The organism is Stenotrophomonas genospecies 5 (assembly GCF_054473825.1).
Map to the genome: position 1 here is coordinate 3,135,914 of NZ_JBTMUW010000001.1, position 24,087 is coordinate 3,160,000.

At 68.5% G+C, this 24,087-nt stretch carries 22 protein-coding genes; 10 read left to right on the forward strand and 12 right to left on the reverse strand.

All coding sequences use genetic code 11. The features are described from left to right. Positions 1-84: 84 nt before the first annotated feature. The 6 genes from ACX9OW_RS14385 to ACX9OW_RS14410 are packed head-to-tail and all read left to right on the forward strand — an operon-like array spanning position 85 to position 6,801. On the forward strand, positions 85-774 hold the full coding sequence (locus tag ACX9OW_RS14385; RefSeq protein ID WP_053517981.1) for an RDD family protein: 690 nt from the start codon (positions 85-87) through the stop codon (positions 772-774). Continuing rightward, complete coding sequence (locus ACX9OW_RS14390; protein ID WP_053517980.1) at positions 771-1,763, forward strand: stage II sporulation protein M; 993 nt, start codon at positions 771-773, stop codon at positions 1,761-1,763. Before ACX9OW_RS14385 ends, ACX9OW_RS14390 begins: the two co-directional genes overlap by 4 nt. Then, a complete protein-coding gene (locus ACX9OW_RS14395; RefSeq protein WP_053517978.1) occupies positions 1,753-3,342 on the forward strand; it encodes a DUF4129 domain-containing protein in 1,590 nt (529 codons plus the stop codon). Before ACX9OW_RS14390 ends, ACX9OW_RS14395 begins: the two co-directional genes overlap by 11 nt. After that, positions 3,339-4,523, forward strand: a complete 1,185-nt coding sequence (locus ACX9OW_RS14400) for a DUF4350 domain-containing protein (RefSeq protein WP_459062422.1) — start codon at positions 3,339-3,341, stop codon at positions 4,521-4,523. Before ACX9OW_RS14395 ends, ACX9OW_RS14400 begins: the two co-directional genes overlap by 4 nt. Beyond that, positions 4,520-5,506, forward strand: coding sequence for an AAA family ATPase (locus ACX9OW_RS14405; RefSeq protein WP_053517976.1), 987 nt, complete (start codon positions 4,520-4,522; stop codon positions 5,504-5,506). The genes ACX9OW_RS14400 and ACX9OW_RS14405 overlap by 4 nt, the downstream gene beginning before the upstream one ends. Then, entirely contained in the window at positions 5,503-6,801 is a 1,299-nt protein-coding gene (locus ACX9OW_RS14410; RefSeq protein ID WP_459062423.1) for a DUF58 domain-containing protein, read from the forward strand. The genes ACX9OW_RS14405 and ACX9OW_RS14410 overlap by 4 nt, the downstream gene beginning before the upstream one ends. 92 nt (positions 6,802-6,893) lie before the next feature. Here the strand turns inward: ACX9OW_RS14410 and ACX9OW_RS14415 are convergent, their stop codons facing one another. Together ACX9OW_RS14415 and ACX9OW_RS14420 are read right to left on the reverse strand one after the other, a co-directional pair. Continuing rightward, positions 6,894-8,072 carry a glutathionylspermidine synthase family protein gene (locus ACX9OW_RS14415; RefSeq protein WP_065174309.1) on the reverse strand — a complete coding sequence of 393 codons (1,179 nt, stop codon included), beginning with the start codon at positions 8,070-8,072 and terminating at the stop codon, positions 6,894-6,896. A gap of 7 nt (positions 8,073-8,079) precedes the next feature. After that, the gene (locus ACX9OW_RS14420) at positions 8,080-8,652 is read right to left on the reverse strand and encodes a DUF1190 domain-containing protein (RefSeq protein ID WP_053517972.1); all 573 of its coding nucleotides are present in this window, start codon (positions 8,650-8,652) and stop codon (positions 8,080-8,082) included. A gap of 234 nt (positions 8,653-8,886) precedes the next feature. Between ACX9OW_RS14420 and ilvD the strand changes: the two genes are divergently transcribed. Together ilvD and ACX9OW_RS14430 are read left to right on the forward strand one after the other, a co-directional pair. Then, entirely contained in the window at positions 8,887-10,725 is a 1,839-nt protein-coding gene (gene ilvD / locus ACX9OW_RS14425; protein WP_459062424.1) for a dihydroxy-acid dehydratase, read from the forward strand. A gap of 216 nt (positions 10,726-10,941) precedes the next feature. Then, on the forward strand, positions 10,942-11,553 hold the full coding sequence (locus ACX9OW_RS14430; RefSeq protein WP_346480508.1) for a hypothetical protein: 612 nt from the start codon (positions 10,942-10,944) through the stop codon (positions 11,551-11,553). Between the two features lie 56 nt (positions 11,554-11,609). Here ACX9OW_RS14430 and dinG read toward each other — a convergent pair whose 3' ends face one another. From dinG to aroE, 3 genes are all read right to left on the reverse strand, one after another. Beyond that, entirely contained in the window at positions 11,610-13,712 is a 2,103-nt protein-coding gene (gene dinG / locus ACX9OW_RS14435) for an ATP-dependent DNA helicase DinG (RefSeq protein WP_459062425.1), read from the reverse strand. Between the two features lie 215 nt (positions 13,713-13,927). Continuing rightward, positions 13,928-14,284 carry a hypothetical protein gene (locus tag ACX9OW_RS14440; RefSeq protein ID WP_065181457.1) on the reverse strand — a complete coding sequence of 119 codons (357 nt, stop codon included), beginning with the start codon at positions 14,282-14,284 and terminating at the stop codon, positions 13,928-13,930. A gap of 3 nt (positions 14,285-14,287) precedes the next feature. Beyond that, on the reverse strand, positions 14,288-15,133 hold the full coding sequence (gene aroE / locus ACX9OW_RS14445; RefSeq protein ID WP_459062426.1) for a shikimate dehydrogenase: 846 nt from the start codon (positions 15,131-15,133) through the stop codon (positions 14,288-14,290). A gap of 48 nt (positions 15,134-15,181) precedes the next feature. On the opposite strand from aroE, the gene ACX9OW_RS14450 reads away from it, so the two are divergent. Beyond that, entirely contained in the window at positions 15,182-16,045 is an 864-nt protein-coding gene (locus tag ACX9OW_RS14450; RefSeq protein WP_459062484.1) for a TolB family protein, read from the forward strand. Between the two features lie 21 nt (positions 16,046-16,066). Here ACX9OW_RS14450 and ACX9OW_RS14455 read toward each other — a convergent pair whose 3' ends face one another. The 4 genes from ACX9OW_RS14455 to ACX9OW_RS14470 form a co-directional block, all read right to left on the reverse strand. Continuing rightward, entirely contained in the window at positions 16,067-16,336 is a 270-nt protein-coding gene (locus tag ACX9OW_RS14455; protein WP_053517966.1) for a hypothetical protein, read from the reverse strand. A 33-nt stretch (positions 16,337-16,369) separates the two neighbouring features. Then, a complete protein-coding gene (hemB, locus tag ACX9OW_RS14460) occupies positions 16,370-17,359 on the reverse strand; it encodes a porphobilinogen synthase (protein WP_053517964.1) in 990 nt (329 codons plus the stop codon). A gap of 19 nt (positions 17,360-17,378) precedes the next feature. Next, the gene (locus ACX9OW_RS14465; RefSeq protein ID WP_111187206.1) at positions 17,379-18,296 is read right to left on the reverse strand and encodes a bestrophin family protein; all 918 of its coding nucleotides are present in this window, start codon (positions 18,294-18,296) and stop codon (positions 17,379-17,381) included. Positions 18,297-18,417: 121 nt separating this feature from the next. Continuing rightward, complete coding sequence (locus ACX9OW_RS14470) at positions 18,418-18,666, reverse strand: hypothetical protein (RefSeq protein ID WP_006475755.1); 249 nt, start codon at positions 18,664-18,666, stop codon at positions 18,418-18,420. Between the two features lie 182 nt (positions 18,667-18,848). Between ACX9OW_RS14470 and ACX9OW_RS14475 the strand changes: the two genes are divergently transcribed. Continuing rightward, positions 18,849-19,307, forward strand: a complete 459-nt coding sequence (locus tag ACX9OW_RS14475; RefSeq protein ID WP_053517962.1) for a hypothetical protein — start codon at positions 18,849-18,851, stop codon at positions 19,305-19,307. 92 nt (positions 19,308-19,399) lie between these two features. Here the strand turns inward: ACX9OW_RS14475 and ACX9OW_RS14480 are convergent, their stop codons facing one another. The 3 genes from ACX9OW_RS14480 to ACX9OW_RS14490 form a co-directional block, all read right to left on the reverse strand. Then, positions 19,400-21,202 carry a DUF885 domain-containing protein gene (locus ACX9OW_RS14480; protein ID WP_346480506.1) on the reverse strand — a complete coding sequence of 601 codons (1,803 nt, stop codon included), beginning with the start codon at positions 21,200-21,202 and terminating at the stop codon, positions 19,400-19,402. A gap of 79 nt (positions 21,203-21,281) precedes the next feature. Then, a complete protein-coding gene (locus tag ACX9OW_RS14485; RefSeq protein WP_053519580.1) occupies positions 21,282-21,800 on the reverse strand; it encodes a cytochrome c oxidase assembly factor Coa1 family protein in 519 nt (172 codons plus the stop codon). 25 nt (positions 21,801-21,825) lie between these two features. Next, positions 21,826-24,054, reverse strand: a complete 2,229-nt coding sequence (locus ACX9OW_RS14490; protein ID WP_164150492.1) for a S9 family peptidase — start codon at positions 24,052-24,054, stop codon at positions 21,826-21,828. Positions 24,055-24,087 lie beyond the last annotated feature (33 nt).

The window sequence follows — 24,087 nt, forward strand, 5'->3', positions numbered from 1 at the left end:
CCGACCAGGAACTGTCGAGACCCCCATGCCTGTGGTTGCCAGCCGGAGAGGACTCCAGCGCCCACAACGAAGGCCGTCGCTCTGATGGCCGCACCGATGCTCGACACCTACCGCGAGGTGGTGACGCCGGAAGGCGTGCCGCTGCAGCTGCCGGCCGCCGGTCCGGTGCCACGTGCGCTGGCCTGGCTGGTCGATCTGGCCATTCGTTTCGCGATTCTTGCCGCGCTGTCGATCCCGCTGGCACTGTTGAAGGAATTCGGCACCGGCCTCTACCTGGCCCTGATGTTCCTGGTGTACTGGGCGTATCCGATCGTCTGCGAGGCGCTGTGGGGCCGCACCCCGGGCAAGCGCGCGCTGGGCCTGCGCGTGCTGGCCCGTGATGGCGCGCCGGTGGGCTGGATGGCGGCGATCACCCGCAACCTGCTGCGGACCGTCGACATGCTGCCGTTCGCCTACGCGCTGGGCCTGCTCAGCAGCCTGTTCGACGCGCACGGCCGCCGCCTGGGCGATCTGGTCGCCGGCACCGTGGTGGTGCACGCGCCGGCGCTGTACCTGCCGCCGCCGGCCACCATCGACAGCGTGCTGGCGCCGCCGCAGCCGCTGCGGCCGGAGGAACAGGCGGCGCTGCTGGCCTTCGCCGAGCGTGCCCCGCGGCTGGCACCGCTCCGCCAGCAGGAACTGGCCGCCATCGCCGAACCATTGACCGGCACCCATGGCCAGGTCGGCGTGCTGCGCCTGTATGCGATGGCCAACTGGTTGCTGGGACGGCGATGAAGCAGGAACAGTTCGTCGCCCGCCATCAGCAGGAATGGCTGGACCTGGAGCAGTGGCTGCTGCTGCGTGCCGGCGCCTCCCGCCGTCGCCGCCGCCAGCCCGCGGCCACCACGCTGGACGACACTGCGTTTCCACAGCGTTACCGGCGGCTGTGCCAGCAGCTGGCACTGGCCCGTGAGCGGGGCTACAGCCCGCAGTTGGTGCAGCGCCTGCAACAGCTGATGCAGCAGGGCCACAGCGTGCTGTACCGGACGCCTCCCACGCGCTGGCGGCGCGCGCTTGAATTCCTGGTGGCCGATTTCCCGCTGCTGGTGCGCAGCCAGGCACGCAGCATGTGGGCCGCCCTGGCGATGTTCGCGCTGCCGGCGGTGGGCTGCTTCGTGCTGGTGCAGCTGTACCCGGACCTGATCCACCAGGTGATGGACAACCGCCAGATCGCCGAAATGGAACGCATGTACGACCCGGCTGCCGAACGCCTGGGCCGCGACAGCGGTACCGACTGGATGATGTTCGGCCACTACATCATGAACAACATCAGCATCGCCCTGCGCACTTTCGCCAGCGGCCTGCTGGCCGGGCTGGGCACGCTGCTGGTGCTGTTGTTCAACGGCGTCATCATCGGCGCGGTGGCCGGCCACCTGCAGCACATCGGCCATGGTGATCCCTTCTGGCGCTTCGTGGTCGGCCACGGTGCATTCGAGCTCACCGCCATCGTCATCGCAGGCGGCGCCGGTCTGCAGCTGGGCATGAAGCTGCTGGCGCCCGGACGCCGCAGCCGCCTGGACGCACTGGTCGAAGGTGGCCGCATCGGTGCCCGGCTGTGCCTGGGCGTGGCCTTCATGTTGCTGGTCGCGGCGTTCGTGGAGGCGTTCTGGTCGTCCATTGCCGAAGTGCCGGCGTGGGGCAAGTTCAGTGTGGCCGGGGTGCTGTGGGCCGGCGTGCTGCTGTGGTTGTGGCGTGGCGGACGCGGAGGCGGCGATGCGCATTGATCGCCTGGACGTCGTGCTGCGCGCACGCAGCGGCTGGGAAGCGATGGAGCTGGGCAGCGCGCTGACCCGCCGGCATGCGCGTGCGGTGTGGGGCAGCTGGCTGCTGGCCAGCGCACCACTGTTCGTGATCGCCAACGCACTGGGCTGGTGGCTGGACGCATTCGGCCTGGCCTGGCTGCTGATGTGGTGGTGCAAGCCCGTGTTCGAACGCGCGCCGCTGTATGTGCTGTCACGCGGTGTGTTCGGCGAGCCGGTCACCGCCCTGGCCGCCCTGCGGGCACAGCGGCAGTGGGGCAACCGTGGTTTCTGGGGCTACCTGGGCTGGCGTCGCTTCAGCGTGCTGCGCAGCCTGTGCCTGCCGGTCAACCTGCTGGAGGGCAACACCGCCGAACAGCGTGGCCCGCGCCGGCGCGCGGTCGCAGCCGGCGCGGCGGGTCCGGCGCTGGTGCTGACCGTCGCCTGCATGGTGTTCGAGGGCGTACTGGTCGCAGGCGCGATCGGCGCGGTGTTCATGTTCATCCCGTTCGAGCTGCTCTCCGATTCCTGGCGCGCGGCCTGGGACATGATCGGCAAGGACACGCCCGCCTGGGCGAAGCTGGGATTCAATCTGGCCTGCTGGCTGGCCTCCGTGCTGATCGGGCCGTTCTACGTCGGCGCCGGGTTCGGCCTGTACTTGAATCGACGTACGCAGATGGAAGCCTGGGACGTGGAGATCGCCCTGCGCCGGCTGCGCGAACGCCTGCTGCCGGTTGCCTCGTCGCTGGCGCTGCTGCTGTGCCTGGCACTGCCGCTCACCTCCATGCCGGTGCACGCGCAGGAGGGTGACGCATCGAGCAACCGCAAGAGCGACGCGCGCCGGGCACCGCAGATCAACCCCGGCGATACACCCGCCATGATCTTCGGCGACACCCCGGTGGATACCGCGGGCTTCCGCCAGGCCGTGAGCCGCGCCTACGAGGATCCATTGCAGCGCCCGACCCGCCAGGTCACGCAGTGGAAAGCGATCGAAGAGGCGGAAGAGAAAAAGGACGCACGCAAGGAACTGGAACGCGACGGCAGCAGCCAGAGCCAACGCACGTCGCGCAGCAGCAGCATCGCCTGGCTGGCGCGATTGGCCGAATGGGGCCTGTGGGGCCTGCTCGGTGCCCTCCTTCTGGTGCTGGTGCTGACTGCACGGTTGTGGCTGCCGTGGCTGCGCGGCTCGGGCCGCCGCCGGGCCGCAGCGGCGCCGCACGTGGTCGAGGAACAGGTCGAGCTGCCGGTGGTGCTGCCGCCGGACGTGGCGACCCAGGCTGGTCTGCTGTGGGACCAGGGCCGGCCGCGCCAGGCGCTGGCCCTGTTGTACCGGGCCAGCGTGCGCACGGTCAGCGAGCGTGCCGGCATCGCACTGCCTCCGGGCGCCACCGAATCGCAGTGCCTGCGTGCCTCGCGACGCATGCCCGACAGCGTCGACCGTGAACTGTTCGCGCGCATCGTGCGGATGTGGCAATACGCCGCCTACGGTGGTCACCTGCCCAGCCGCGGCGATTTCGATGCGCTGGCCACGACCCTGCGCCAGCAGTACGGGTGGCAGGCATGAACCCGCGCCTGTTCTGGTCACTGTTGCTGGGGACGCTGCTGCTGCTCGGCGTGCCACTGGCGATCCTGTTCATGCGTACCCATGAGCGGGTCACCGAAACGGTCACGCTGCCACCGCAGGGCGAGGCCCGTTACAACCCGCTGTACGTGCTCGGGCAGGCGCTGCGCGCCGATGGCATCGAGGTGCATGCGCGGCCGCGGCTGGACCTGCAGCAGATGGCGCTGGGGCCGCAGGACACGGTGGTGCTGCTGCAGGACAGCAGCGAGCTGCCGGCGCCGGCCGCCAGGGCGCTGTTGGCGTGGGTCGACGGCGGTGGCCATCTGCTGCTGCGCACGCCGCCGCCGGCCGAGGACGATGCCGGCAGTACGCAGGGGCCGCTGCTGGATGCACTCGGCGTGGACAGCCTTTACCAGCGCAGCGACTGCCAGCCCTTCCATGTCCAGGACGATCCCGGCCACGTGGAATTCTGCCAGGGCCGCCGCTTCACGCTAGGCTTCGCCGCCGAGGCGCGGACCGAACGCCGGTGGGGCAGCGGGCACGACCTGGTGTTCGCGCGCCTGCGTCACGGCCAGGGCCGGGTGAGCGTGCTGGCGGACATGGATTTCATGCGCAGCGAAGTGGAGTCGCAGGCCGCGCGGATGGCCGCAGCCAAGGGCCAGACCAGCGACGGCCTGCACGACCGTTCCCACCGCGATCTGACCCGCTACCTGCTCGATCCCAATTACGGCAAGGGCGCCATGTGGCTGGTCTATGCCAGTCGTCCGCCGTCACTGTGGGTGCGCCTGTTCTACCAGGGCTGGCCGCTGTGGGTACCGCTGCTGATGGCACTGCTGGCCTGGCTGTGGGCGCGCTCGCAGCGGTTCGGCAGCCTGTTGCCATCGCCCGTGATCGAGCGCCGCTCGCTGCTGGAACATGTGCGCGCCAGCGGCGAACTGCTGCTGCGCTTCGGCCAGGGCGTGCGCCTGTACCAGGCCGTGCATGCCCTGTTCGTGCATCGCCTGCGCCTGCGCGCGCCACTCGCTGCTGCGCTGGAAGGCGCGCCACGCGAACAGGCCATCGCCGAACTGCTGCAGTGGCCGCGCAGCCGCGTTGCCAGTGCCCTGACTCCCCCTCCGCCGCACGATTCCTCCGCCCTGCGCGAGCGCATCCGCTTGCTGCTCCAGATGAGATCCCTGCTATGACCGAAGTCCCCGAACGTCCGGCGGCCGCCAATGCCCGCCTGATCGAACGCGTCGACGCCATCCGCCAGGCCGTCGGCCACGCCTTCATCGGCCAGGCTGACGTGCTTGACCAGATCCTGGTTGCCCTTCTCGCTGGCGGCCATGTCCTGATCGAAGGCGTGCCCGGACTGGGCAAGACACTGCTGGTGCGCGCACTGGCGCAGGCACTGGAACTGGACTATGGCCGCGTGCAGTTCACGCCGGACCTGATGCCCAGCGATGTCAGCGGCCACGCCGTCTACGATCCGAAGAGCGAGAGCTTCAAGATCCGTCGCGGGCCGGTGTTCACCAACCTGCTGCTGGCCGACGAGATCAACCGGGCACCGGCCAAGACCCAGTCCGCACTGCTGGAAGTGATGCAGGAGGGCCAGGTGACCATCGAAGGCAAGGCGTTCACCCTGGCGCCCCCGTTCATGGCCCTGGCCACGCAGAACCCGCTGGAACAGGAAGGCACCTACCCGCTGCCGGAAGCGCAGCTGGATCGCTTCCTGTTGAAGGTGCTGATCGACTATCCGCAGCTGGAGGACGAGAAACGCATGGTCACGGCCATCACCCGTGGCCGCGCCGCCAGCGATTTCGATCTGAGCCGGGTGCCGCGCGTACTGGGCGCCGGAGAACTGCTGCAGCTGCAGCAGGCCACGGCCGCGATCACCGTCGATGACGAGGTGATCGACTACGCCGTGCGCATCGTCGCCGCCACCCGGCAATGGCCCGGTATCGCCGTGGGCGCTGGACCGCGCGGCAGCATCGCACTGGTGCGTGCTGCGCGCGCGCAGGCCGTGCTGGCCGGTCGTGACTTCGTCACCCCCGATGACGTGCGCGACATCGCGCGTCCGGCGCTGCGCCACCGTATCGCGCTGGCACCGGAACTGCAGATCGAAGGCCAGGACGCCGACGATGTGCTGGGTGCGCTGCTGGCCAAGGTGGAAGCACCGCGCCGATGAGGCCTGCGCCGCTGCTGCTGGTCCTGCTGCTGGCCTGGGCTGCGCTGGGAGGCGTGGTGCTGGCCGGCGCGTTGCCGCGCTGGAGCTGGGCACTGGTCGCCACGGTGATCGGTACGCTGGCGTTGCTGGACCTGTGGCAGCAGGCCCGGCGACCGTCGCCACAGGTGCAGCGCGAGCTGCCCGAAGCGCTGGCCCTGGGCGTGCGCCGCGAGGTGGGCCTGCGCCTGCAGACCACAGAGCCGATGCGGGTGCAGGTATTCGATCTGGTGCCGGGTGGCTGGCCGCTGGAGTCGCTGCCCCAGCGCGTGCAGCTGCGTCCCGGGCATGCCTGCGCGCTGCACTACACCCTGCAGCCGCAGCAGCGCGGACGCTTCCGCTTCGAGGGCGTGCAGCTGCGCATCCGCTCGCCATGGCGCCTGTGGTGGCAGCAGCGCACCCTGCCCCCTCTGCTGGACGTCCGCGTCTATCCGAACTTCGTGCCGCTGACCCGCTTCGCGCTGTTCAGCGCCGATCAGGCCTCACGCCTGGTGGGCGCCCACGTGAAGCGCCGGCGTGGTGAAGGCACTGACTTCCACCAGATGCGCGAGTACCGCGTCGGCGACAGCCTGCGCCAGCTCGACTGGAAGGCCACCGCCCGCGCACGCAAGCTGATCTCCCGCGAGTACCAGGACGAGAAGAACCAGCAGTTGCTGCTGATGCTCGACAGTGGCCGCCGCATGCTGGCCAGCGAAGGCGGACTCTCGCACTTCGACCATGCCTTGAACGCCTCGCTGGTGGTCGCCTATCTGGCGTTGCGGCAGGGCGATGCGGCTGGCCTGTTCGCCGTCGGCGGCGAGCGTCGGTGGGTGCAGCCACAGCGCGGCATGGGCACCGTCGAGCATCTGCTGCGGGCCAGCTACGACCTGCAGCCGCAGCCGGTAGCCACCGATTACCTGGCCGCCGCCACCGAAGTATCCCTGCGCCAGCGACGCCGTGCGCTGGTGATGCTGGTCAGCAACGTGCGCGACGAAGACATCGAGGACCTCCTGGCCGCGGTGCGCCTGCTGCAGCGCCGCCACCTGGTGTGCGTGGCCAGCCTACGCGAGCACGAGCTGGACGGCGCGCTCGAAGGCGAGGTGCATACGCTGGAGGACGCCGCGCAGGCCGGCGCCGCGGCGCTGTACCTGCAGCAGCGCGCGAAGGCGCACGAGGCACTGCGCAGCGAGAAGGTGATGGTTCTGGACGTGACCGCCGATGCCCTGCCGGCCGCGCTGGTGGAACGCTACCTGGCCGTGAAGCGCGAAGGCCTGCTCTGACCGGTAGCGCCGGGCCATGCCCGGCGGATCACCGCACACGCCGGGCATGGCCCGGCGCTACCGTCCACTACGTGTGCGGGTGCGCACCGTGCTCAGACGTAGATCCGCGTCGGCGCCTCGTCAACGATCGCGTGCGGTACGAAGCGCGCGCTGTCGCGGGTGATCGCGCTGTCGTCCTCGCGGATGCCGATGCCGCAGGCGTGGTCACCGACCACCCAGCTGCCGATCAGCGGATAACCGCCTTCGAAGCGGGTCAGCGGATGCGCGCGCTGGATGATCGCCGGTCCATCGTAGGGGCCGTCGCTGCGCTGGGTGCTGCCATCGGCCAGGTGCATTTCGATGTTGGCGCCTTCGCGCGAGAACAGCGGCTTGCGCACCCATCCGGTGGCCAGCGCGCTGCCGTCGTCGAAGTGCGCCTCCAGCAGGTTCGGGTGGCCGACATTGCGCTGCCACAGCAATGGCAGGATGCCCTTGTTGCTCAGCACCGCCTTCCATGCCGGTTCCAGCAGCTGCACGCCCGAGCCGGGCAGCGCGCGGCCAAACTCCTCGGCCATCAGGTCTTCCAGCGGATACAGCTTGAACAGCGTGCCGATCACCGAATCGTCCAGCGCGGTGAAGCGGCCATCCGCGGACAGGCCGATGTCTTCGATGGCGATGCCCTGCCCGTGCAGGCCTGCCTGCGAAGCACAGTCGCGCAGGTATTCCACCGTGCCGCGGTCCTCTTCCGAACTGCCCACGGCGCTGAAGTACAGCGGTGGCGGCAGGCGGCCGGCGAGCTCGCCGAACCGTTCGACCAGTGCCTCATGGATGGCGTTGAACTGGTCGGCATGCTGCGGCAGGCGGCCGGCGTTGCGCTGGTCCTCCAGCCACTGCCACTGGAAGAAACTGGCCTCGAACAGCGAGGTTGGCGTGTCGTAGTTCAGCTCGTACAGCTTGGCCGGACCGGTACCGTCATAGGCCAGATCGAGCCGGCCGTACAGATGCGGCTGGCGCTGGCGCCAGCTGTCGGCGATCCAGTCGCGGTAATGCGCGGGAATCGCCAGCTGGTCCATCAGCCGCTCGCTGGCCACCACGTCGCCCACAAGGTCGAGCGCCATCTGGTGCAGCTCGGCGCTGGGATCTTCGATGTCCTGTTCGATCTGGCGCAGGGTGAAGGCGTAATACGCGCTTTCATCCCAGTACGGCTGGCCGTCGATGGTGTGGAAGCGGAAACCGGCTTCCTCCGCGCGCGCCCGCCAGTGGGCGCGCTCGGCGATACGGATACGCTGCATGGGTCGATCAGCCGCCGTAGCTGCCGCTGGTGCTGCGACGCGCGCTGGTGTTGCCGAAGCCACCCCGGCTGGCGGTAACGGCACGGTTCGGCTCGCTGGTGACCGGTGCCAGGCCAGCCTTGCCGGCGCCGATGCCGCTGGCGGTATTCAGGCCCCCCGTACCGCCCGGGGCCGAACGCGCCCAACCCGCATTCTTGTCCTGGTAGGCCGGTGCCGACGCCGGCGCCTGCGGGGCCAGGCCACCGCGGTTGCTCAGCATCTGGGACATGAAGAAGCCCATCATCATCGGGCCGATGAACGAGGTACCTGCCGACGTGTGCTGCTGCACGCACTGCTCGGGCTTGTAGTCCTGCTCGCAGGCTTCCTTGGTGGCGTACTTCGGCGCAGCGTCGGCGGCCTGCTTCTGCGCCTCGGCGAACGCGTTGCGGCACGACGACGGATCACCGGTGGCCTCGGTGCAGGCCTCGACCGAAGTGAACAGGCCTTCCTGCACCTTCACCTCCGGCTCCTTCTGGCAGGCGGTGAACAGCAGCGGTGCGGCGCTCATCAGCAGCAGCGCGGTGGTGCGGGAACGTTTCATGGCCTCATGCCTCAAGCAGCGGATCAATACCCCAATGATGCCCGATCCGGGCCAACAACCGGAATCGGCAAAGTCCGAAAGATGAACGGCGTTTCATTTTCGTCAGGCCCGATCCGCCATCGCCGCATCGCCCGGCGGCGCCGCGCAGGCGAGCGGTGGTTGCAGCAGCAACCGAAAAAATTGGCGATGATCGTCCGACACCCCATGTCGTACGGCCCGCCCGTTCCGCCAGCCATGCCCGAATACCGCTCCCGTACCTCCACCGCCGGCCGCAACATGGCCGGCGCCCGCGCCCTGTGGCGTGCCACCGGCATGAAGGACGGCGATTTCCACAAGCCGATCATCGCCATCGCCAACTCGTTCACCCAGTTCGTACCGGGCCACGTGCACCTGAAGGACCTCGGCCAGCTGGTCGCGCGCGAGATCGAGAAGGTCGGCGGCGTCGCCAAGGAGTTCAACACGATCGCCGTGGACGACGGTATCGCGATGGGCCACGACGGCATGCTGTATTCACTGCCCAGCCGCGAGATCATCGCCGACTCGGTCGAGTACATGGTCAACGCGCACTGCGCCGATGCGCTGGTGTGCATTTCCAACTGCGACAAGATCACCCCTGGCATGCTGATGGCCGCACTGCGCCTGAACATCCCGGTGGTGTTCGTGTCCGGCGGGCCGATGGAAGCGGGCAAGACCCGGCTGTCCGAGCACAAGCTGGATCTGGTCGATGCGATGGTCATCGCCGCCGACGAGAGCGCCAGCGATGAAAAGGTGGCCGAGTTCGAGCGCAGCGCCTGCCCCACCTGCGGCTCCTGTTCGGGCATGTTCACCGCCAACTCGATGAACTGCCTGACCGAAGCGCTGGGCCTGTCGCTGCCGGGCAACGGCTCCACCCTGGCCACCCATGCCGACCGCGAACAGCTGTTCCTGCGCGCGGGCCGCCTGATCGTCGAACTGTGCCACCGCTGGTACGGCGGCGAGGAAGAAAGCGCGCTGCCGCGGGGCATCGCCACGCAGGCCGCGTTCGCCAATGCGATGACCCTGGACATCGCCATGGGCGGATCGACCAATACCATCCTGCACCTGCTGGCCGCCGCGCGGGAAGCCGAAGTGGACTTCGACCTGACCCACATCGATGCGCTGTCACGGCGCGTGCCGCAGCTGTGCAAGGTGGCGCCGAACACGCCCAGGTACCACATGGAAGACGTGCACCGCGCGGGTGGCGTGTACGGCATCCTGGGCGAACTGGCGCGTGGCGGCCTGTTGGATACCACCGTGCCGACCGTGCACAGCCGCACCCTGGCCGATGCTCTCGAGCGCTGGGATGTGGCGGTCAGCAGCGAATCAAGCGTGCACGACTTCTTCCGTGCCGGCCCGGCCGGCATCCCCACCCAGGTGGCTTTCAGCCAGGCCACGCGCTGGCCCACGCTGGACGTGGACCGCGCCGAAGGCTGCATCCGCAGCGTCGCGCATGCCTACTCGGCAGAAGGCGGACTGGCCGTACTGCGCGGCAATCTGGCCGAAGACGGTTGCGTGGTGAAGACCGCAGGCGTGGATGAATCCATCCACGTGTTCGAAGGCAGCGCGCGCGTGTTCGAGAGCCAGGACGCGGCCGTGGCCGGCATCCTCGCCGACGAAGTGAAGGCGGGCGACGTGGTGGTCATCCGCTACGAAGGCCCGAAAGGCGGCCCCGGCATGCAGGAGATGCTGTACCCCACCAGCTACCTGAAATCGAAGGGCCTGGGCAAGCAGTGTGCACTGCTGACCGACGGGCGCTTCTCGGGCGGTACGTCCGGGTTGTCGATCGGGCATGCCTCGCCGGAGGCGGCAGCGGGCGGTGCGATCGGGCTGGTACGCGACGGCGACCGCATCCGCATTGATATTCCGGCGCGGCGGATTGATCTGCTGGTGGATGCGGCGACGTTGGATGGGCGCCGTGCCGAGCAGGATGCGTTGGGATGGAAGCCGCGTGAGGCGCGCCCACGCAAGGTCACCAGCGCGTTGAAGGCCTACGCCCTGCTGGCCACCAGCGCCGACAAGGGCGCCGTACGCAACACCGCGCTGCTGGGCGATTGAATTGCCGTGGGGTCGGATCCCTTTCGCAGAAAGGGCTCCGATCCCGGCACAGCATTCCAGTCACTGTGGATCGCAATGATGGTCCAGCCGTGCATGTGACTCGCCGCGCGTGCAATCGCGCAGTATCAGTCCAATCTTCGAGGCTGCCGGCCAGCGGCCGGTACTACCCGTACGATCTGCTACGGTGTCCGGGTACTCACCGACACGGAGGTTGTGATGACGTTGCTTTCGCTTGCCCTGGCCGCTGCGTTGGGCGCCCCACCCGAACCGTCGAAGGCGCCGGACTGCAGCTACGACCGCGATGCGATGCTGGCGATGGAACCGGATGCGTTCGACCAGGATCTGGAAGGCGGGTGGCGCCCGTTGGCTGACCGCGGCTGCCACCGCGAGGCCGCTGAGCTGCTCGCCGCCTACGCTGCACTGCCCAAGGCTGCAGGCAACACCACGATTCTCTGGCATGAGGGCCAGATGCGCGCCGAGGCGGGCCAGTACAAGCAGGCAGTTGCGCTGATGCAGCGAACCTACAAGCCCAAGGACACCGACCCCGGTTACTGGAACGCCTACGTGGACGGCACGATCGCCTTCCTGCAGCGCGATCGCGCTGCGCTGGAGAAGGCCCGTGCGACGCTGGTTGAAATTCCCACGCCGGAGGTGCTCGCGGAGGCCGTCAAGAACGGGCGATACCACTTCACCACGCCGGCAGGCCAGGAGGTGGATGTGCCGTGGCCGCCGAACCTGGAGGTCCTCGACGGGTTGTTGCGCTGTTTTGAACGCGACTACCCCACTGCGATGGGCGACCAGGCCTGCAGGAAACCGGAAGGGGGCTGAGGGGGACGTGCTTGCGGGGGTCAGAGCCCTTCCTGCGGAAGGGGTCCGACCCCGTCTCAGCCGATCACGCGCTTGAACGGCGGCAGTGCGTCGATGATGCGCTTGCCGTAACGGCGGGTCAGCAGCCGCGAATCGAGGATGACCACGCGCCCGGTATCGGTGGAGGTGCGGATCAGGCGGCCGGCGAACTGGGTCAGCGTGCGCAGCGCGTGTGGAATGGCGATCAGGTTGAACGCGTTGAGTCCACGCGCCTCGAACCACTCGCTCAGGGTGGCGGTCTGCGGATCGGTCGGCACCGCGAACGGTACCTGGGTGATCACCACCGTGGTGCAGGCTTCACCGGGCAGGTCGAGGCCCTCGCCGAACGAGTTCAGCCCGAACAGCACCGAGCCCTCGCCCGCCGCCACGCGCCGCAGGTGTTCGTCGATCAGCCGGGTCTTGGACATCTCGCCCTGTACCAGCACCTGCTTGCGGCGCGAGGCAGGCATCAGTCCGGCCACCTTCTCCATCTTCCAGCGCGAGGTGAACAGCACCATCGAGCCCTTGGCCCAGTCCAGCTCCGTGTCGAGGTAGCGCGCCACCTCGCGGGGATGGCCTTCGCGGTCGTCGGGCGTGACCGGGAACTTCGGCACGATCAGCTCGGCCTGGTTCGGCAGGTCGAACGGCGAGGACAGCGAAACCATCTCGGCTTCCTCGGGAATGCCATTGTCGATCGCCAGCGACCGGAAATCGCCACCGCCGGTCAGCGTCGCCGAGGTCATCACCACCGAATCCACCTCGTCCCACAGCAGCTTGCGCAGCACATGCGCGGCCGAGACCGGTGAGCCATGCAGGACCAGATCGCCGTCGCGGGTGGCGGTGACCCAGCGCGCCATCGGCGGCGCACCGTCCTTGTCCTCACGGCGCCAGGCCTGCCAGAGGTTGTACTGCTGCTCGATCATCTCCAGCGCCATGCCGAGGTTGCGCTGCAGGCGTTCACGCGCCGGGTCGTCCGGCTTGCCCTTGGCCACCTGCGCGGTGGCGGCATGCGCCCAGTTGTAGAGGCTGCGGGTATCGTCGGCCAGCGCTTCGATCGGCTCGCGCCACGCTTCCGGCAAGCGACCGTTGGCCGCGCGCCACATCGGTTCCTCGTCGGCCGGCGCTGGCATCCACACCGCTTCGACCTGGTCGCGGAATGCGCGCAGCTGCTTGGCCACGTTGCTGGCGACGTCGATGGCTTCGTTCGGCAGCAGGTTGCCGAGGCGGTCCTTGTCGACCGCACGATACGCGCCGGCAATCAGGATCTGCAGGCGGCCGGTGCGTTTGGCCATCTCGTCCAGCGCCAGGCTGGCCGCGCCCTGGTCGATGGCGACGTTGCCGATGTGATGGCCCTCGTCCAGCACCAGCAGCATCTCCGAGGGCGCGGCGATCAACGGCTGGCCATTGTCACTGTCGCCGATCGACAGCGCCGACAGCAGCAGCGCGTGATTGGTCACCACGATCTGCGCATCACGCACGGTGTTGCGCGAGCGCAGCACCGCGCACTGCGCCGAATACGCACAGCGCCGCCCGGCACAACCCGACGCCGGCGTGGTGATGCGGCCACGCAGGCCCGGGCTGATGGTCTCCGGTGCGTTGTCAATGTCGCCATCCCAACTGCCACTGGTGAAGGCGTCGGTCAGGCGCTTGGCGATGTCCATTTCGATCGGCGCCAGCGGCCGGTCGAACAGGGGCGCGTCATCCTCGAACATGCCGCCCTGCGAGCCCTCGCCCTGGGCCTCGGCGGCATTGCGCGTGCACAGGTAGCGGGTGCGGCCCTTGGCCAGGGCCACGGTCGCTTCCAGTCCGGTGGCCTTGAGGAAGTTCGGGATGTCGCGCTCGACCAGCTGCGACTGCAGCGCCACGGTACCGGTACTGATCACCAGCTTCTTCTTGCTGGCCAGCGCGATCGGCACGCCGGCGGTCAGGTAGCCCAGGCTCTTGCCGACGCCGGTGGGTGCCTCGACCACGCCCACGCCACCGCTTTTCGACAACGCGCGCGACACCACGCCGATCATCTGGCTCTGCGAGCGGCGCGTGGAAAAGCCGGGAGTGTTGGCCTGCAGCGTCGTATAGGCCTTGCGGATCGCGTCCTTCAAGGGCTCATCGAGCGTGCGCGGAGCGGCGACGGTTTCGGTCACGCCGGGAACTACCGTGGCTGGATCAGGCCGGTCATTGTCGCATGGCCGGCGGCCGGGACCGAGGCGCGTGCGCTGAACAGGGTCAGCGGCGTCGGGCCTTGGCGGTCATGGGCTGGATGGCCGTACAGCGCCGGGGCAGATGCGGCGCTTCCGCCGGGCATGGCCCGGCGCTACCCGCCCATCGACGGTCGCGCCGGGCCATGCACGGCACGACCTTACCGGCCTACCACAGGCGGCCGCTGGCGCAGCAGGCGCACCAGCGCCCAGACCAGCAGCACCATGCCGATCGCTTCCACCATCGCCAGAGCGAAATGCAGCACGCCCAGGATGGCGCTCATGCTCGAAACCGCGCTGAAGTCACCGCTGCTGACCATCCACATCGGCAGGATGCCCGCTGCCATGCTGCCGAGGCTGGCCAGCAGCAACAGCAGCAGCCCGGCCAGCGCGCCGCTGCGGGTGGCATCGCGCGGCGCGCCCACCACCCACACCAGACCCACGCACAGCGCAATCAGCACCGGCAGGCGCACGCCCACCATGCTCAGCACCGTCACCAGCAGGGTCATGTTGTCCATCGCTCAGTCCTCGCCGGCCAGCGCCAGGGCGCCCTGCCGCAGCTGCTGGTAGATCTCGTCGGTCTGCGGGCGCACACCATGCCACTGCAGGAAGCTCTCGGCGGCCTGCTCGACCAGCATGCCCAGGCCATCGACGGTATTGCGGCACTGCGCCGCACGCGCCCAGGCCAGGAACGCGATGGCCGCCTCGCCGTAGTTCAGGTCGACTGCGGTGGTCATCGAATTGACCAGCGACAGCGGCAGCTTGAACTCCACGTCGCGGTCACGGCCGGCAGAGGTGGCGTTGACGATCAGCTCGAAGTCACCCAGCTCGCGCAGGTCTTCCCAGTAGCGGCTGATGGCGCGGCCCGGCTCGCCCATCGCGTCGATCAGTTCATCGGCGCGTTCCGGCGTACGGTTGACCACCACCAGCTCGGTGATGCCGGCATCGAGCAGCGCCGGGGCGACGCTGCGGGCCGAGCCGCCGGCGCCGATCATCAGCACCCGGCGGCCGCGCAGGTCCAGGCCATGGCGGTCGGTCAGGTCGCGCACCAGGCCGATGCCGTCGGTGGTGTCACCATGCCAGCGCTCGCCCTTGCGCAGCAGCGTGTTGACCGAACCGGCGCGGCGCGCACGGGCCGTCAGCGTAGTGCAGACCGCAAACGCGGCTTCCTTGTGCGGCAGGGTGACGTTGGCACCGACACCACCTTCGGCGGCGAATGCTTCCAGGCCGGCGAGGAAGGCGTCGGGGGCAAGGTCGATCGTGCGGTAGTCGATGGCGATGCCTTCCTGGCGACCGAACGTCGCGTGGATCTGCGGCGACTTCGAGTGGGCGACGGGGTGTCCGAAGACGGCGTAACGGTCGGTCATGGATTCCTCAAGCTGGCTAGACTGATGCTCTTTCGTGTACGGACCCGGATGATGCGCATCACCCCGACCCTGCTGGTGCTTGCCGCCAGTCTACTCTCTGCCCCCGTGGCGATGGCGTTGAACGAGTACGGCATCGAAGGCATGGGCGTGGTCTCGACCCGTGCCGACGAGGCTCGCGGCACGATCAGTGCCGACGGCCAGCGCATCGTTTTCGCCCGCCGCGGCGAGGGCGGCTGGGGCCTGTGGCAGGCCCGCCTGATCGATGGCCGCTGGCAGCAGGCACAGGCGCTGGCGGTCGACGTCAGCGGTGAGGCCCGGGATCCCTACTTCAGCCGCGATGGCCGCTGGCTGCTGTTCGCGGCGGGTACCGGAGGCCAGCTGGCGCTGTACCGTGCCGCCGTGACCGGCGATGGCCAACTTGGCAACGCACAGGCCCTGCGCGGCGAGCGTGGGCGGTACGAAGAGCGCGGTCCAGCGCTGAGCATGGATGGCCGGCGGCTGCTGTTCGCGCGCCAGCAGGGCCGTGGCGCCGGTTGGGATCTGTTCGTGGCCACCCTGGATGCCGAGGGCGTGCGGGGCCCGGCCACCGCGCTGGCCGCGTTGAACAGCGCCGATGACGAGACCGACGCTGACTGGCTGGGCAATGACGGCGCCGTGGTGTTCAGTCGTGGCAGCGGCACGAGCGCGCAGGTATGGAGCACCGGCTGCGCCTGGAGCGGCGTGGCGCTGCAGCCGCTGGGGCTGTCCTTCAACCAGGCAGGCGGCTGGACCGGTGCGCCGGTGATCGACAACGCCAAGCCGGGGGAAATGCTGGTCGCCAGCAGTGCGGCGAAGGCGCCGCGTGCCGGGGGCGTGGATCTCTACCGGTTGGCGGTACCGAAAGTGCCTGCCGTGGCCGGGTGCATGCGGTAGATCCCGGCCCGGGCACCGCAATCAGCGCGACAGCACTTTGGCGCGCTGCTGTTCGTAGTCCGCCTCGCTCAGCTGGCCCCTGTCCTTGCGCTGGTTGAGCGCGGCCAGTTCGGCCTGCACGCTGTCCGGCAGGGACTGTTCACGGGCGATCCGACGGGCGGCGGAGAGCTGCTCGGGAGGGCGTTTGCTCGCCCGCCAGGCTGCGATGAACACGCCGACGATGACGGCACCGAACACCAGCGTGCCGACGCCCCAGATCAGCCATTGCATCCATCCCAGTTCGGGTCCCATCAGCCGTTCCTCCCTCCATCGATGGCGCTATTGTCAGCGCTCGCGCAGCCAGCGCGCCACCTGTGGCGCGAAATAGGTCAGCACGCCATCGGCGCCGGCGCGCTTGAAACCAAGCAGCGACTCCATCACGCAGGCGCGCTCGTCCAGCCAGCCATTGGCGAACGCCGCTTTCATCATCGCGTACTCGCCACTGACCTGGTAGGCGAAGGTGGGCACGCCGAACTGTTCCTTCACGCGACGCACCAGATCCAGATACGGCATGCCCGGCTTGACCATCACCATGTCAGCGCCCTCTTCCAGATCCAGCGCGATCTCGCGCATCGCCTCGTCGCCGTTGGCCGGGTCCATCTGGTAGGTCTTCTTGTCCGCCTTGCCGAGGCTGGCCGCGCTGCCCACCGCGTCGCGGAACGGGCCGTAGAAGGCCGAGGCGTACTTGGCCGAGTAGGCCATGATGCGCACATTGAGGTGATGGTCGGCATCGAGCGCACGGCGGATCGCGCCGATGCGGCCATCCATCATGTCCGACGGCGAGACGATGTCCGCGCCGGCTTCGGCATGCGACAACGACTGCTTGACCAGCGCTTCGACCGTGATGTCGTTGAGCACGTAGCCCTTGTCATCGATGATGCCGTCCTGGCCGTGGGTGGTATAGGGGTCCAGCGCCACATCGGTCATCACGCCCAGCTCCGGGAAGCGCGACTTCAGGGCGCGGATCGCACGCTGCGCCAGTCCGTCCTCCGCCCATGCCGCCGAGGCATCCAGCGACTTCTGCGAGGCGTCGATCACCGGGAACAGATCGATCACCGGGATGCCCAGCTCCAGCGCCTCTTCGGCCACTTTCAGCAGTTCCTCGATGGACAACCGCTCCACACCGGGCATCGACGGCACAGCGGTGCGGCCGGCCGGTTCGTGCACGAACACCGGATAGATCAGATCGTCGGTGGTCAGCGTGTTCTCGCGCATGAGGCGGCGTGAGAACTCGTCATGGCGCATGCGCCGCGGGCGGTAGTGGGGATGAGGCATGGCAGGCTCCGAGGAGTGGCTAGTGCAACAGGTAGCCCTGCGGCAGCAGGGGTTCGGGCAGGGGGCGTTCACCGAGCGCGTCGAGCTGGTCGATCTCGATCGTGCGTACCAGCGCGTCCAGCGGCAGATCGTTCGGCTCCAGGCCGAACGGATCTTCCATTTCTTCGCCAAGCTGGTCCAGGCCGAAGAAGGCGTAGGCCAGCACCGCCGACAGCACCGGCGTGCCCCAGCCCAGCGAACTGGCCAGGCCGAACGGCAGCAGCACACAGAACATCCACGCGCAGCGGTGCAGCAGCAGGGTGTAGGCGAACGGCAGCGGCGTGTTCAGGATGCGCTCGCAGCCTGCCTGGATCGAGGACATCGCATGCAGGCGGTCTTCCAGCTGGGCGTACAGGATCGGATCGAGATCGCCGCTGCGCAGCGCCTGCGCCAGTTCGGCGGCGATCATCGCCAGCAATGCATCGGGTACGTTCTCGCGCTCGGCCAGCTGCGCACGCTGGCGCTTGTCCAGCCACGGCAGGGCCGCCAGCGCCACGATGCGGCCGCGCAGGCGGGCGGCCAGCGCATGGGCGAAGGCGGTGGCCAGATAGGCGATGCGACGGCGGCGGCCTGCGTCATCCACCAGCAGCAGGTTCACCTGCCGGGCCAGTGAGCGCGATTCGAACACCAGCTGCCCCCACAGCTTGCGGCCTTCCCACCAGCGCTCGTAGCAGGCGCTGTTGCGGAAGCTCAGGAAGATCGACAGGACCAGGCCCAGCAGGGTGAACGGCGTGACCGAGACGCGCTCGATGCCGATCGGCGGCGCCAGTTCCACCACCGCGGCGACGGCGATGGACAGGATCAGGATGGCCAGCACCTTCGGTGCGATCGCCGGAACGATCGATCCGCGCAGGATGTACAGCAGTTGCCAGCCGTGGGGACGAGGTCGGATGATCATGGGGCAGCCGCGCCGGGCGCGGATTCACAGGCACGCGCAGGCTCGCGCAGCCGTTCATTGTACGCCCCTGCCCGGCTGCGGGCCGCAGCCCTGCGACGCCCGGTCGCACCCGGCCGCAGGTTCAGATCACGCCACCGCCCAGGCCCAGGCGCAGGATGCCCACCACCACCACGATGCCGTTCAGGACCAGGCCGGCCCAGGCCCGGCCGCGCTTGCTCGGGTGGGTGAACAGGATGCCCAGCGCGGCGATCACCGCGCCGACCGCAGCGAACGGAATGAGGAACCAGTTGCCCCAGCCCAGCAGCGGTATCAGCGCCAGGATCATCCACAGCAGCGCCAATACACCCCACAACAGACTGATCACACCCATCGCCGCTCTCCCGCAGTTGGTTCCCGGCCCCAACCATAGACGTTCCGGCCGCCGTCGCCTACTCCCGTTGGCGGGCCGCTCACCTCGGCCGTGCTAGCGTCTGGATGCCCAGCGCACAGGGCGTTGGCGCCGATTCAGAGTGGCCCACCGATGATCCCATCCAGTCCTGCAGGGGTATTGCCATGAACATCCGTTGGGCCGCACTGGCGGCCATGCTGCTGGCCGCCGCCGGTTGTGCCAGCACCTCCAAGGTCATGCTGGGCCGCGCGCGGGCGCCGATCGACCCGGCACAGGTGCAGATCTATTCAACGCCGCCGGCCGGCTCGCAGGAGATCGCCCAGCTGGAATCCGCCTCGGCGGTGGGCTTCGGCACCCAGGGCCAGACCGACGCCGCCGTGGCGCGGCTGAAGCGCGAAGCCGCAGCACTGGGCGCCAACGGCGTAGTGCTGATGGGCGTGGGCAGCAGCGGCTCGCCGGTGGGCATGTCCGTGGGCGCCGGCAGCTATGGTTCGCATGTGGGCGGCGGTCTCGGCATTGGTATTCCGACCACGCAGAAGCGCGCCGCAGGCGTGGCGATCTGGGTGCCGAACCCGGCGCCGCCGGCACGGTTGCCGACCCAGGTGATCACGCCACAGCGGTGACGCAGCAGCGTCACCGCGGGTAGCGCCGGGCCGTGCCCGGCGGCATTTCGCTCTTCCCCGCTGCGCTCGCCGGGCATGGCCCGGCGCTACCGTTACTTCTTCCGGTACTTCGGCACGAACACCTGGTTCACTGCGTCGGCCAGCTGATCCGGCGGCAGCAGGCCCTGGTCGAGCAGGAAGTTGTTGAACGCCAGGCGGTCGAACTTCGCGCCCAGTGCCAGTTCGGTCTGCATGCGCAGCTCCAGGATGCGGGTGTAGCCATAGAAGTAGCTGCCCGCCTGGCCAGGCATGCGCACGGTGTAGCGGTCCAGCTCCTGGGTGGCCATGGCCTTGGACAGGCCGACCTGTTCGATCAGCACCCGTTCGCCGTTTGCACGGTCGGTCAGGCCGAGGTTGAGCATCGGATCAAGCATCGCGCGCGCGGCGCGCAGCAGGCGGAACTGCAGGGCGATCATCTGCCCGTCCAGAGGCTCGTACGGCACCATCTCCGCTTCGGCGTACAGCGCCCAGCCTTCCACGTTCACCGAATTGAACGCGAACATGGTGCGCGCGAGCGAGACGCCCCGCTCGACCATCGCGGTGAACTGCAGCTCATGGCCGGGACGGCCCTCATGTGCGCTTAGGGTCCACGCGGCCGCACCAAAGTTGAAGTCGTCGTACTGGGCGCCGGCACCGGCCGCCGGGTTGCCCAATGGCAGTACGAAGGTGCCCTGCTGCCCGGTGTTGTTCACCAGCGGTGCCGGCAGGAAATGCGGTGCCGGGCTGGCGGCGCTCTCGGCAGCCGAACCCAGGCGCATCTGCATGGCGCGCTTGGGCACGTCGACAATGCCGTGCTCGCGGATCAGTGGATCGATGGCGTCGATCACCTTGCGATAGTGGCCTTCGAGCTGGTCGTCGGCGATCTTGTCGGCCTTCAGTGCGCGGATCACGGCGACCGGATCGGTCGGGTCGGCGACCTTCAGGCCCTTCTCCTTCACCACCAGCGGCGCCAGCTGCTGCATCGCCGAGCGGGTTTCCATGAACTCCAGCTGGGCACGCTGCATCAGCAGCTTCGGGTCGATGTCGATGCCGACCTGCTTGAGCTGGTATGCGTAGAGCGGCGCCGGCAGGCGCGTGTCGGTACGCGCCTTCGGCAGCACCTCCTTGCGCGTCCAGGCCGCGTACTCCTTCATCTGCCCCGCCAGGGCCCTCATCGCTTCATCGGCGCCGCTGATCTGGTACTTCTTCAGCAGCGACTCGATGCCGCTGATGTAGGTCTCGACATTGTCCAGCGACTGCTGCACTTCGATCTTCGTCGGCTGCAGCAGCGCGCTGTCCTTCAGGCGTTCTTCGTAGCGCTGGCGCGCCAGCGTGGTGAAGGCGGTGCCGCCCGGCGTCAGCCCGGCGTACGCCTTGAGGCGATCAAGCGCCTTGGCCCGGCGCTCGGCCGGCACCTGGTCGGACAGCAGAAGATTGAGGCCGCTGAACACCGTCTGCGGCGCATCGGTCCACGGCAGCAGGTACTTGTCGTTGAGCTCGCTGCCCTCGATGTTCTGGTTGGCGGCGTGGATCATGATCTGCAGGTCCTGGCGGACGTTGGGATCCTTCTCCGTAGCCAGCCGGGTCTGCAGCTCGTCGCGCGCCTTGGCGGTCGCGGCACGGTAGCGCGCGCCATTGTCCGGGCCGAGGTCGGCCACCTTGTCGTCATAGCCCGGCACGCCGAAGAAGCCGGTCTGCTCGGGCTGGAACGGTCCCTGCGCGTCGAGCAGGATCTGCGCCAGCGCATTGCTGCGCGCGACCCAGGCGGGGCTGGCAGGCGTGGTGGCCTTGGCGGCCGGTGCGGCCAGGGCCGGGGGGGCGGACAGCAGCGGTGCAGCGGTCAGGGCCAGGGCGACGGCCAGCGCGATCGGCTTCATGAAGCACTCCAGGACAGGGTTGCCCGCACCCTACGCGCTCATGGCGATGGCGACAATCGGTGGGAAGTCATGGCGCCGGTCAGAACGCGGCCGTCATCGGGCAGCCACCGCGCTCGCGGCAGGCCTGCAGTTCGCACTCCTGCGCAGCCTCCTCATCGTCCAGCGCGGTCAGATCGAAGGTCTGTTTGTCCGCACCCAGCACATACATCACCGGGTAGTCCCAGACATCGTCGCGGCGGATGCCCTGCACGAACAGGCGACCGTGCGCATGGGCCCCTTCCAGCGACACGGTCAGGCCCACATCGCGCTCACCGGTGATCGCGGTCTGCATGCTGCCCAATGGCAGCGAGCCGGCGCGCAGCGGTTCGCCGAAGGCCTCCACCAGCTCGATGCTGCATCCGGCGCGCCGCATCGCCTCACGCATCGGCGGACTCTCGCGTGCGGCTTCGCCCCAGCGCATCACACTCCATGCCGCGGAACCGCCCAGTACGCCCAGGAACACCACCACGGTCAGTGGCATCGCCCATCGCCAGTGACGGCGCCACCAGCCGGGGGGATGGGCGGGATGGCCAGGAACAGGGGGTGGCAGGTGGTTCATCGGCGGGCTCCTTCCCGGTTGTGACTCAGGGTTTCAGGCAACGTCCCAGGAACGCTTCCGCCACACGGTAGCGGTGCAGCGCATCGGCACCGGACAGGCCATGCTTGGCGCCCGGGTAGGTCATCAGTTCGAAGGGCTGGCCGCGCTTCTGCAGCGCACTCATCAGGCTGGTCGAATTGGTGAACAGCACGTTGTCATCGGCCATGCCGTGGATCAGCAGCAGGGGTGAGCGCAGTCCGTCGATGTGGGTCAGCACGCGCGCTTCGCGATAACCGGCCTCGTTGCGTGCCGGCAGATCCATGTAGCGTTCGGTGTAATGGCTGTCGTACAGCCCCCAGTCGGTGACCGGTGCACCGGCCACGCCGCAGGCATAGCTGTCGGACGCCTTGGCCAGCAGCATCAGGGTCATGTAACCGCCGTTGGACCAGCCTTGCACGCCGATGCGCGCGGGGTCGACCCAGGGCTGCTGCTTCAGCCATGCCACGCCGCGCAGCTGGTCGGTCACCTCCACCGTGCCCTGCCTGCCATAGAGCGCGCCGCCGAACTCACGGCCACGCCGTGGGGTGCCACGGTTGTCGAGCGAGAACACCACGTAGCCCTGCTGCGCCAGGTACTGGTTGAACAGATGATCGCCACGTCCGGGCCAGCTGTCGGTGACGGTCTGGCTGGCCGGGCCGCCATAGACGTACACCGCCACCGGATAGCGCTTGGAGGGATCGAAGCCGGCAGGCTTGATCAGGCTGTAGTTGAGCGGTGTCCGGCCATCGGCAGCGGTCAGGGTGCCGAATTCGACCGGTCGCTGCGCATCGCGATAGCGCGCGTAGGGATGCTTGGGATCGGCCAGATCATTGTCCACCAGCGTCGCGATCTTCTCACCGTTGGCGCGGTACAGCTCGATCTGCGGCGGTGTGGTGCTGTTGGACCAGCTGTCGACATAGACACTGGCGTTGCGCGCGAAGCTGGCGCTGTGCATGCCCGGCGCCTTGGACAGCCGCTGTGGCGCCTGTCCGCCCTGCAGCGGGACGGAGTAGATCTGGCTCTCGCGCGACGTCTCGATGCCGGCGCGGAAATAGGCCTTGCCGGCCGCTTCATCCACAGCCAGGAGTTCATCCACGGGCCAGTCACCGTGGGTCAGCGCGGTGGCCTTGCCCGTGCTGTCGATGCGGTACAGATGCTGGAAGCCGGTACGCTCGGACGACCACAGCATGCTGCCGTCCTGCAGGAAGCGCAGGCTGTTGTGCAGTGGCACCCAGGTGGGGCTGGTTTCATGGGCAAGCACGCGCTGACGGTTTGAGTCCAATGCCACTTCCACCAGATCCAGCTGCCTCTGGTCACGCGACTGGCGCTGGAACGTCAGGTGCTGGGCATCACGCCAATCCACGCGCGCCAGGTAGATGTCCTGTTCCTTGCCCAGGTCGATCCAGCGCGGTTGTGCCGCGGCGGCCGGCGCGATCACGCCCAGCTGCACGCGCACATTGGCATCGCCGGCGGCCGGGTAACGCTGTTCGATGACATCGGTGCGGTCTGCATAGACCTCGTAGCGCTTCTGTACCGGTACCGGTGCTTCGTCGATGCGGGCGAAGGCGATGGCCGAATCATCCGGCGCCCACCAGTAGCCGGTGTGGCGGTCCATTTCCTCGTCGGCCACGAACTCGGCCACACCGTTGCCGATGGTGGCGCTGCCATCGCCGGTCAGCTGCAGCTGGCTGCCATTGGCCAGATCGATCACCCACAGGTTGCGGCCGCGGATGAAGCTGACGAAGCCGCCTTTCGGCGACAGCTTGGCGTCGGTGGCAAAGCCTTCGCCGTGGGTCAGCTGGCGTACTGCTGCCGGACCCTGCTGCTTCAGGTCGTACAGGTAGAGCTCGCCGCCGAGCGGGAACAACAGGCGCTGTGCGTCCGGCGACCACTGGTAATCGACGATGCCGGTCATCGCCGCGATGCGCTGGCGCTCGCGGCGGGCCTTCTCCTCGTCGCTGAGGGTCTCGGTGCCCGGCAGCACCACCTTGGAGTCGACCAGCAGGCGGGTCTGGCCGCTGGCGATGTCGTAGGTCCACAGATCCAGCTGGTTGCGGTCGCTGTCCTTGCCGCGCAGGAAGCTGACCTGCGAACCGTCCGGAGCGACCTTGGGCTTCATCAGGGTCGGCCCGGACAGCGGCAATGGACCGGTGATGGCTTCCAGCGTCAGTTTTTCAGCGTGGGCGGCGGTACTGGTGGCGAGCATGAGGGCAAGCGAAGCGAACAGGTGGCGCATGGAGGATCCCGGCAAACGGCAGGTCCGCCACCG

Coding starts and splice junctions, on each gene's coding strand:
- ACX9OW_RS14385 (WP_053517981.1), top strand. CDS start 85: ATGGCCGCACCGATGCTCGACACCTACCGCGAGGTGGTGACGCCGGAA.
- ACX9OW_RS14390 (WP_053517980.1), top strand. CDS start 771: ATGAAGCAGGAACAGTTCGTCGCCCGCCATCAGCAGGAATGGCTGGAC.
- ACX9OW_RS14395 (WP_053517978.1), top strand. CDS start 1,753: ATGCGCATTGATCGCCTGGACGTCGTGCTGCGCGCACGCAGCGGCTGG.
- ACX9OW_RS14400 (WP_459062422.1), top strand. CDS start 3,339: ATGAACCCGCGCCTGTTCTGGTCACTGTTGCTGGGGACGCTGCTGCTG.
- ACX9OW_RS14405 (WP_053517976.1), top strand. CDS start 4,520: ATGACCGAAGTCCCCGAACGTCCGGCGGCCGCCAATGCCCGCCTGATC.
- ACX9OW_RS14410 (WP_459062423.1), top strand. CDS start 5,503: ATGAGGCCTGCGCCGCTGCTGCTGGTCCTGCTGCTGGCCTGGGCTGCG.
- ACX9OW_RS14415 (WP_065174309.1), bottom strand. CDS start 8,072: ATGCAGCGTATCCGTATCGCCGAGCGCGCCCACTGGCGGGCGCGCGCG.
- ACX9OW_RS14420 (WP_053517972.1), bottom strand. CDS start 8,652: ATGAAACGTTCCCGCACCACCGCGCTGCTGCTGATGAGCGCCGCACCG.
- ilvD (WP_459062424.1), top strand. CDS start 8,887: ATGCCCGAATACCGCTCCCGTACCTCCACCGCCGGCCGCAACATGGCC.
- ACX9OW_RS14430 (WP_346480508.1), top strand. CDS start 10,942: ATGACGTTGCTTTCGCTTGCCCTGGCCGCTGCGTTGGGCGCCCCACCC.
- ACX9OW_RS14440 (WP_065181457.1), bottom strand. CDS start 14,284: ATGGACAACATGACCCTGCTGGTGACGGTGCTGAGCATGGTGGGCGTG.
- aroE (WP_459062426.1), bottom strand. CDS start 15,133: ATGACCGACCGTTACGCCGTCTTCGGACACCCCGTCGCCCACTCGAAG.
- ACX9OW_RS14450 (WP_459062484.1), top strand. CDS start 15,182: ATGATGCGCATCACCCCGACCCTGCTGGTGCTTGCCGCCAGTCTACTC.
- ACX9OW_RS14455 (WP_053517966.1), bottom strand. CDS start 16,336: ATGGGACCCGAACTGGGATGGATGCAATGGCTGATCTGGGGCGTCGGC.
- hemB (WP_053517964.1), bottom strand. CDS start 17,359: ATGCCTCATCCCCACTACCGCCCGCGGCGCATGCGCCATGACGAGTTC.
- ACX9OW_RS14465 (WP_111187206.1), bottom strand. CDS start 18,296: ATGATCATCCGACCTCGTCCCCACGGCTGGCAACTGCTGTACATCCTG.
- ACX9OW_RS14470 (WP_006475755.1), bottom strand. CDS start 18,666: ATGGGTGTGATCAGTCTGTTGTGGGGTGTATTGGCGCTGCTGTGGATG.
- ACX9OW_RS14475 (WP_053517962.1), top strand. CDS start 18,849: ATGAACATCCGTTGGGCCGCACTGGCGGCCATGCTGCTGGCCGCCGCC.
- ACX9OW_RS14480 (WP_346480506.1), bottom strand. CDS start 21,202: ATGAAGCCGATCGCGCTGGCCGTCGCCCTGGCCCTGACCGCTGCACCG.
- ACX9OW_RS14485 (WP_053519580.1), bottom strand. CDS start 21,800: ATGAACCACCTGCCACCCCCTGTTCCTGGCCATCCCGCCCATCCCCCC.
- ACX9OW_RS14490 (WP_164150492.1), bottom strand. CDS start 24,054: ATGCGCCACCTGTTCGCTTCGCTTGCCCTCATGCTCGCCACCAGTACC.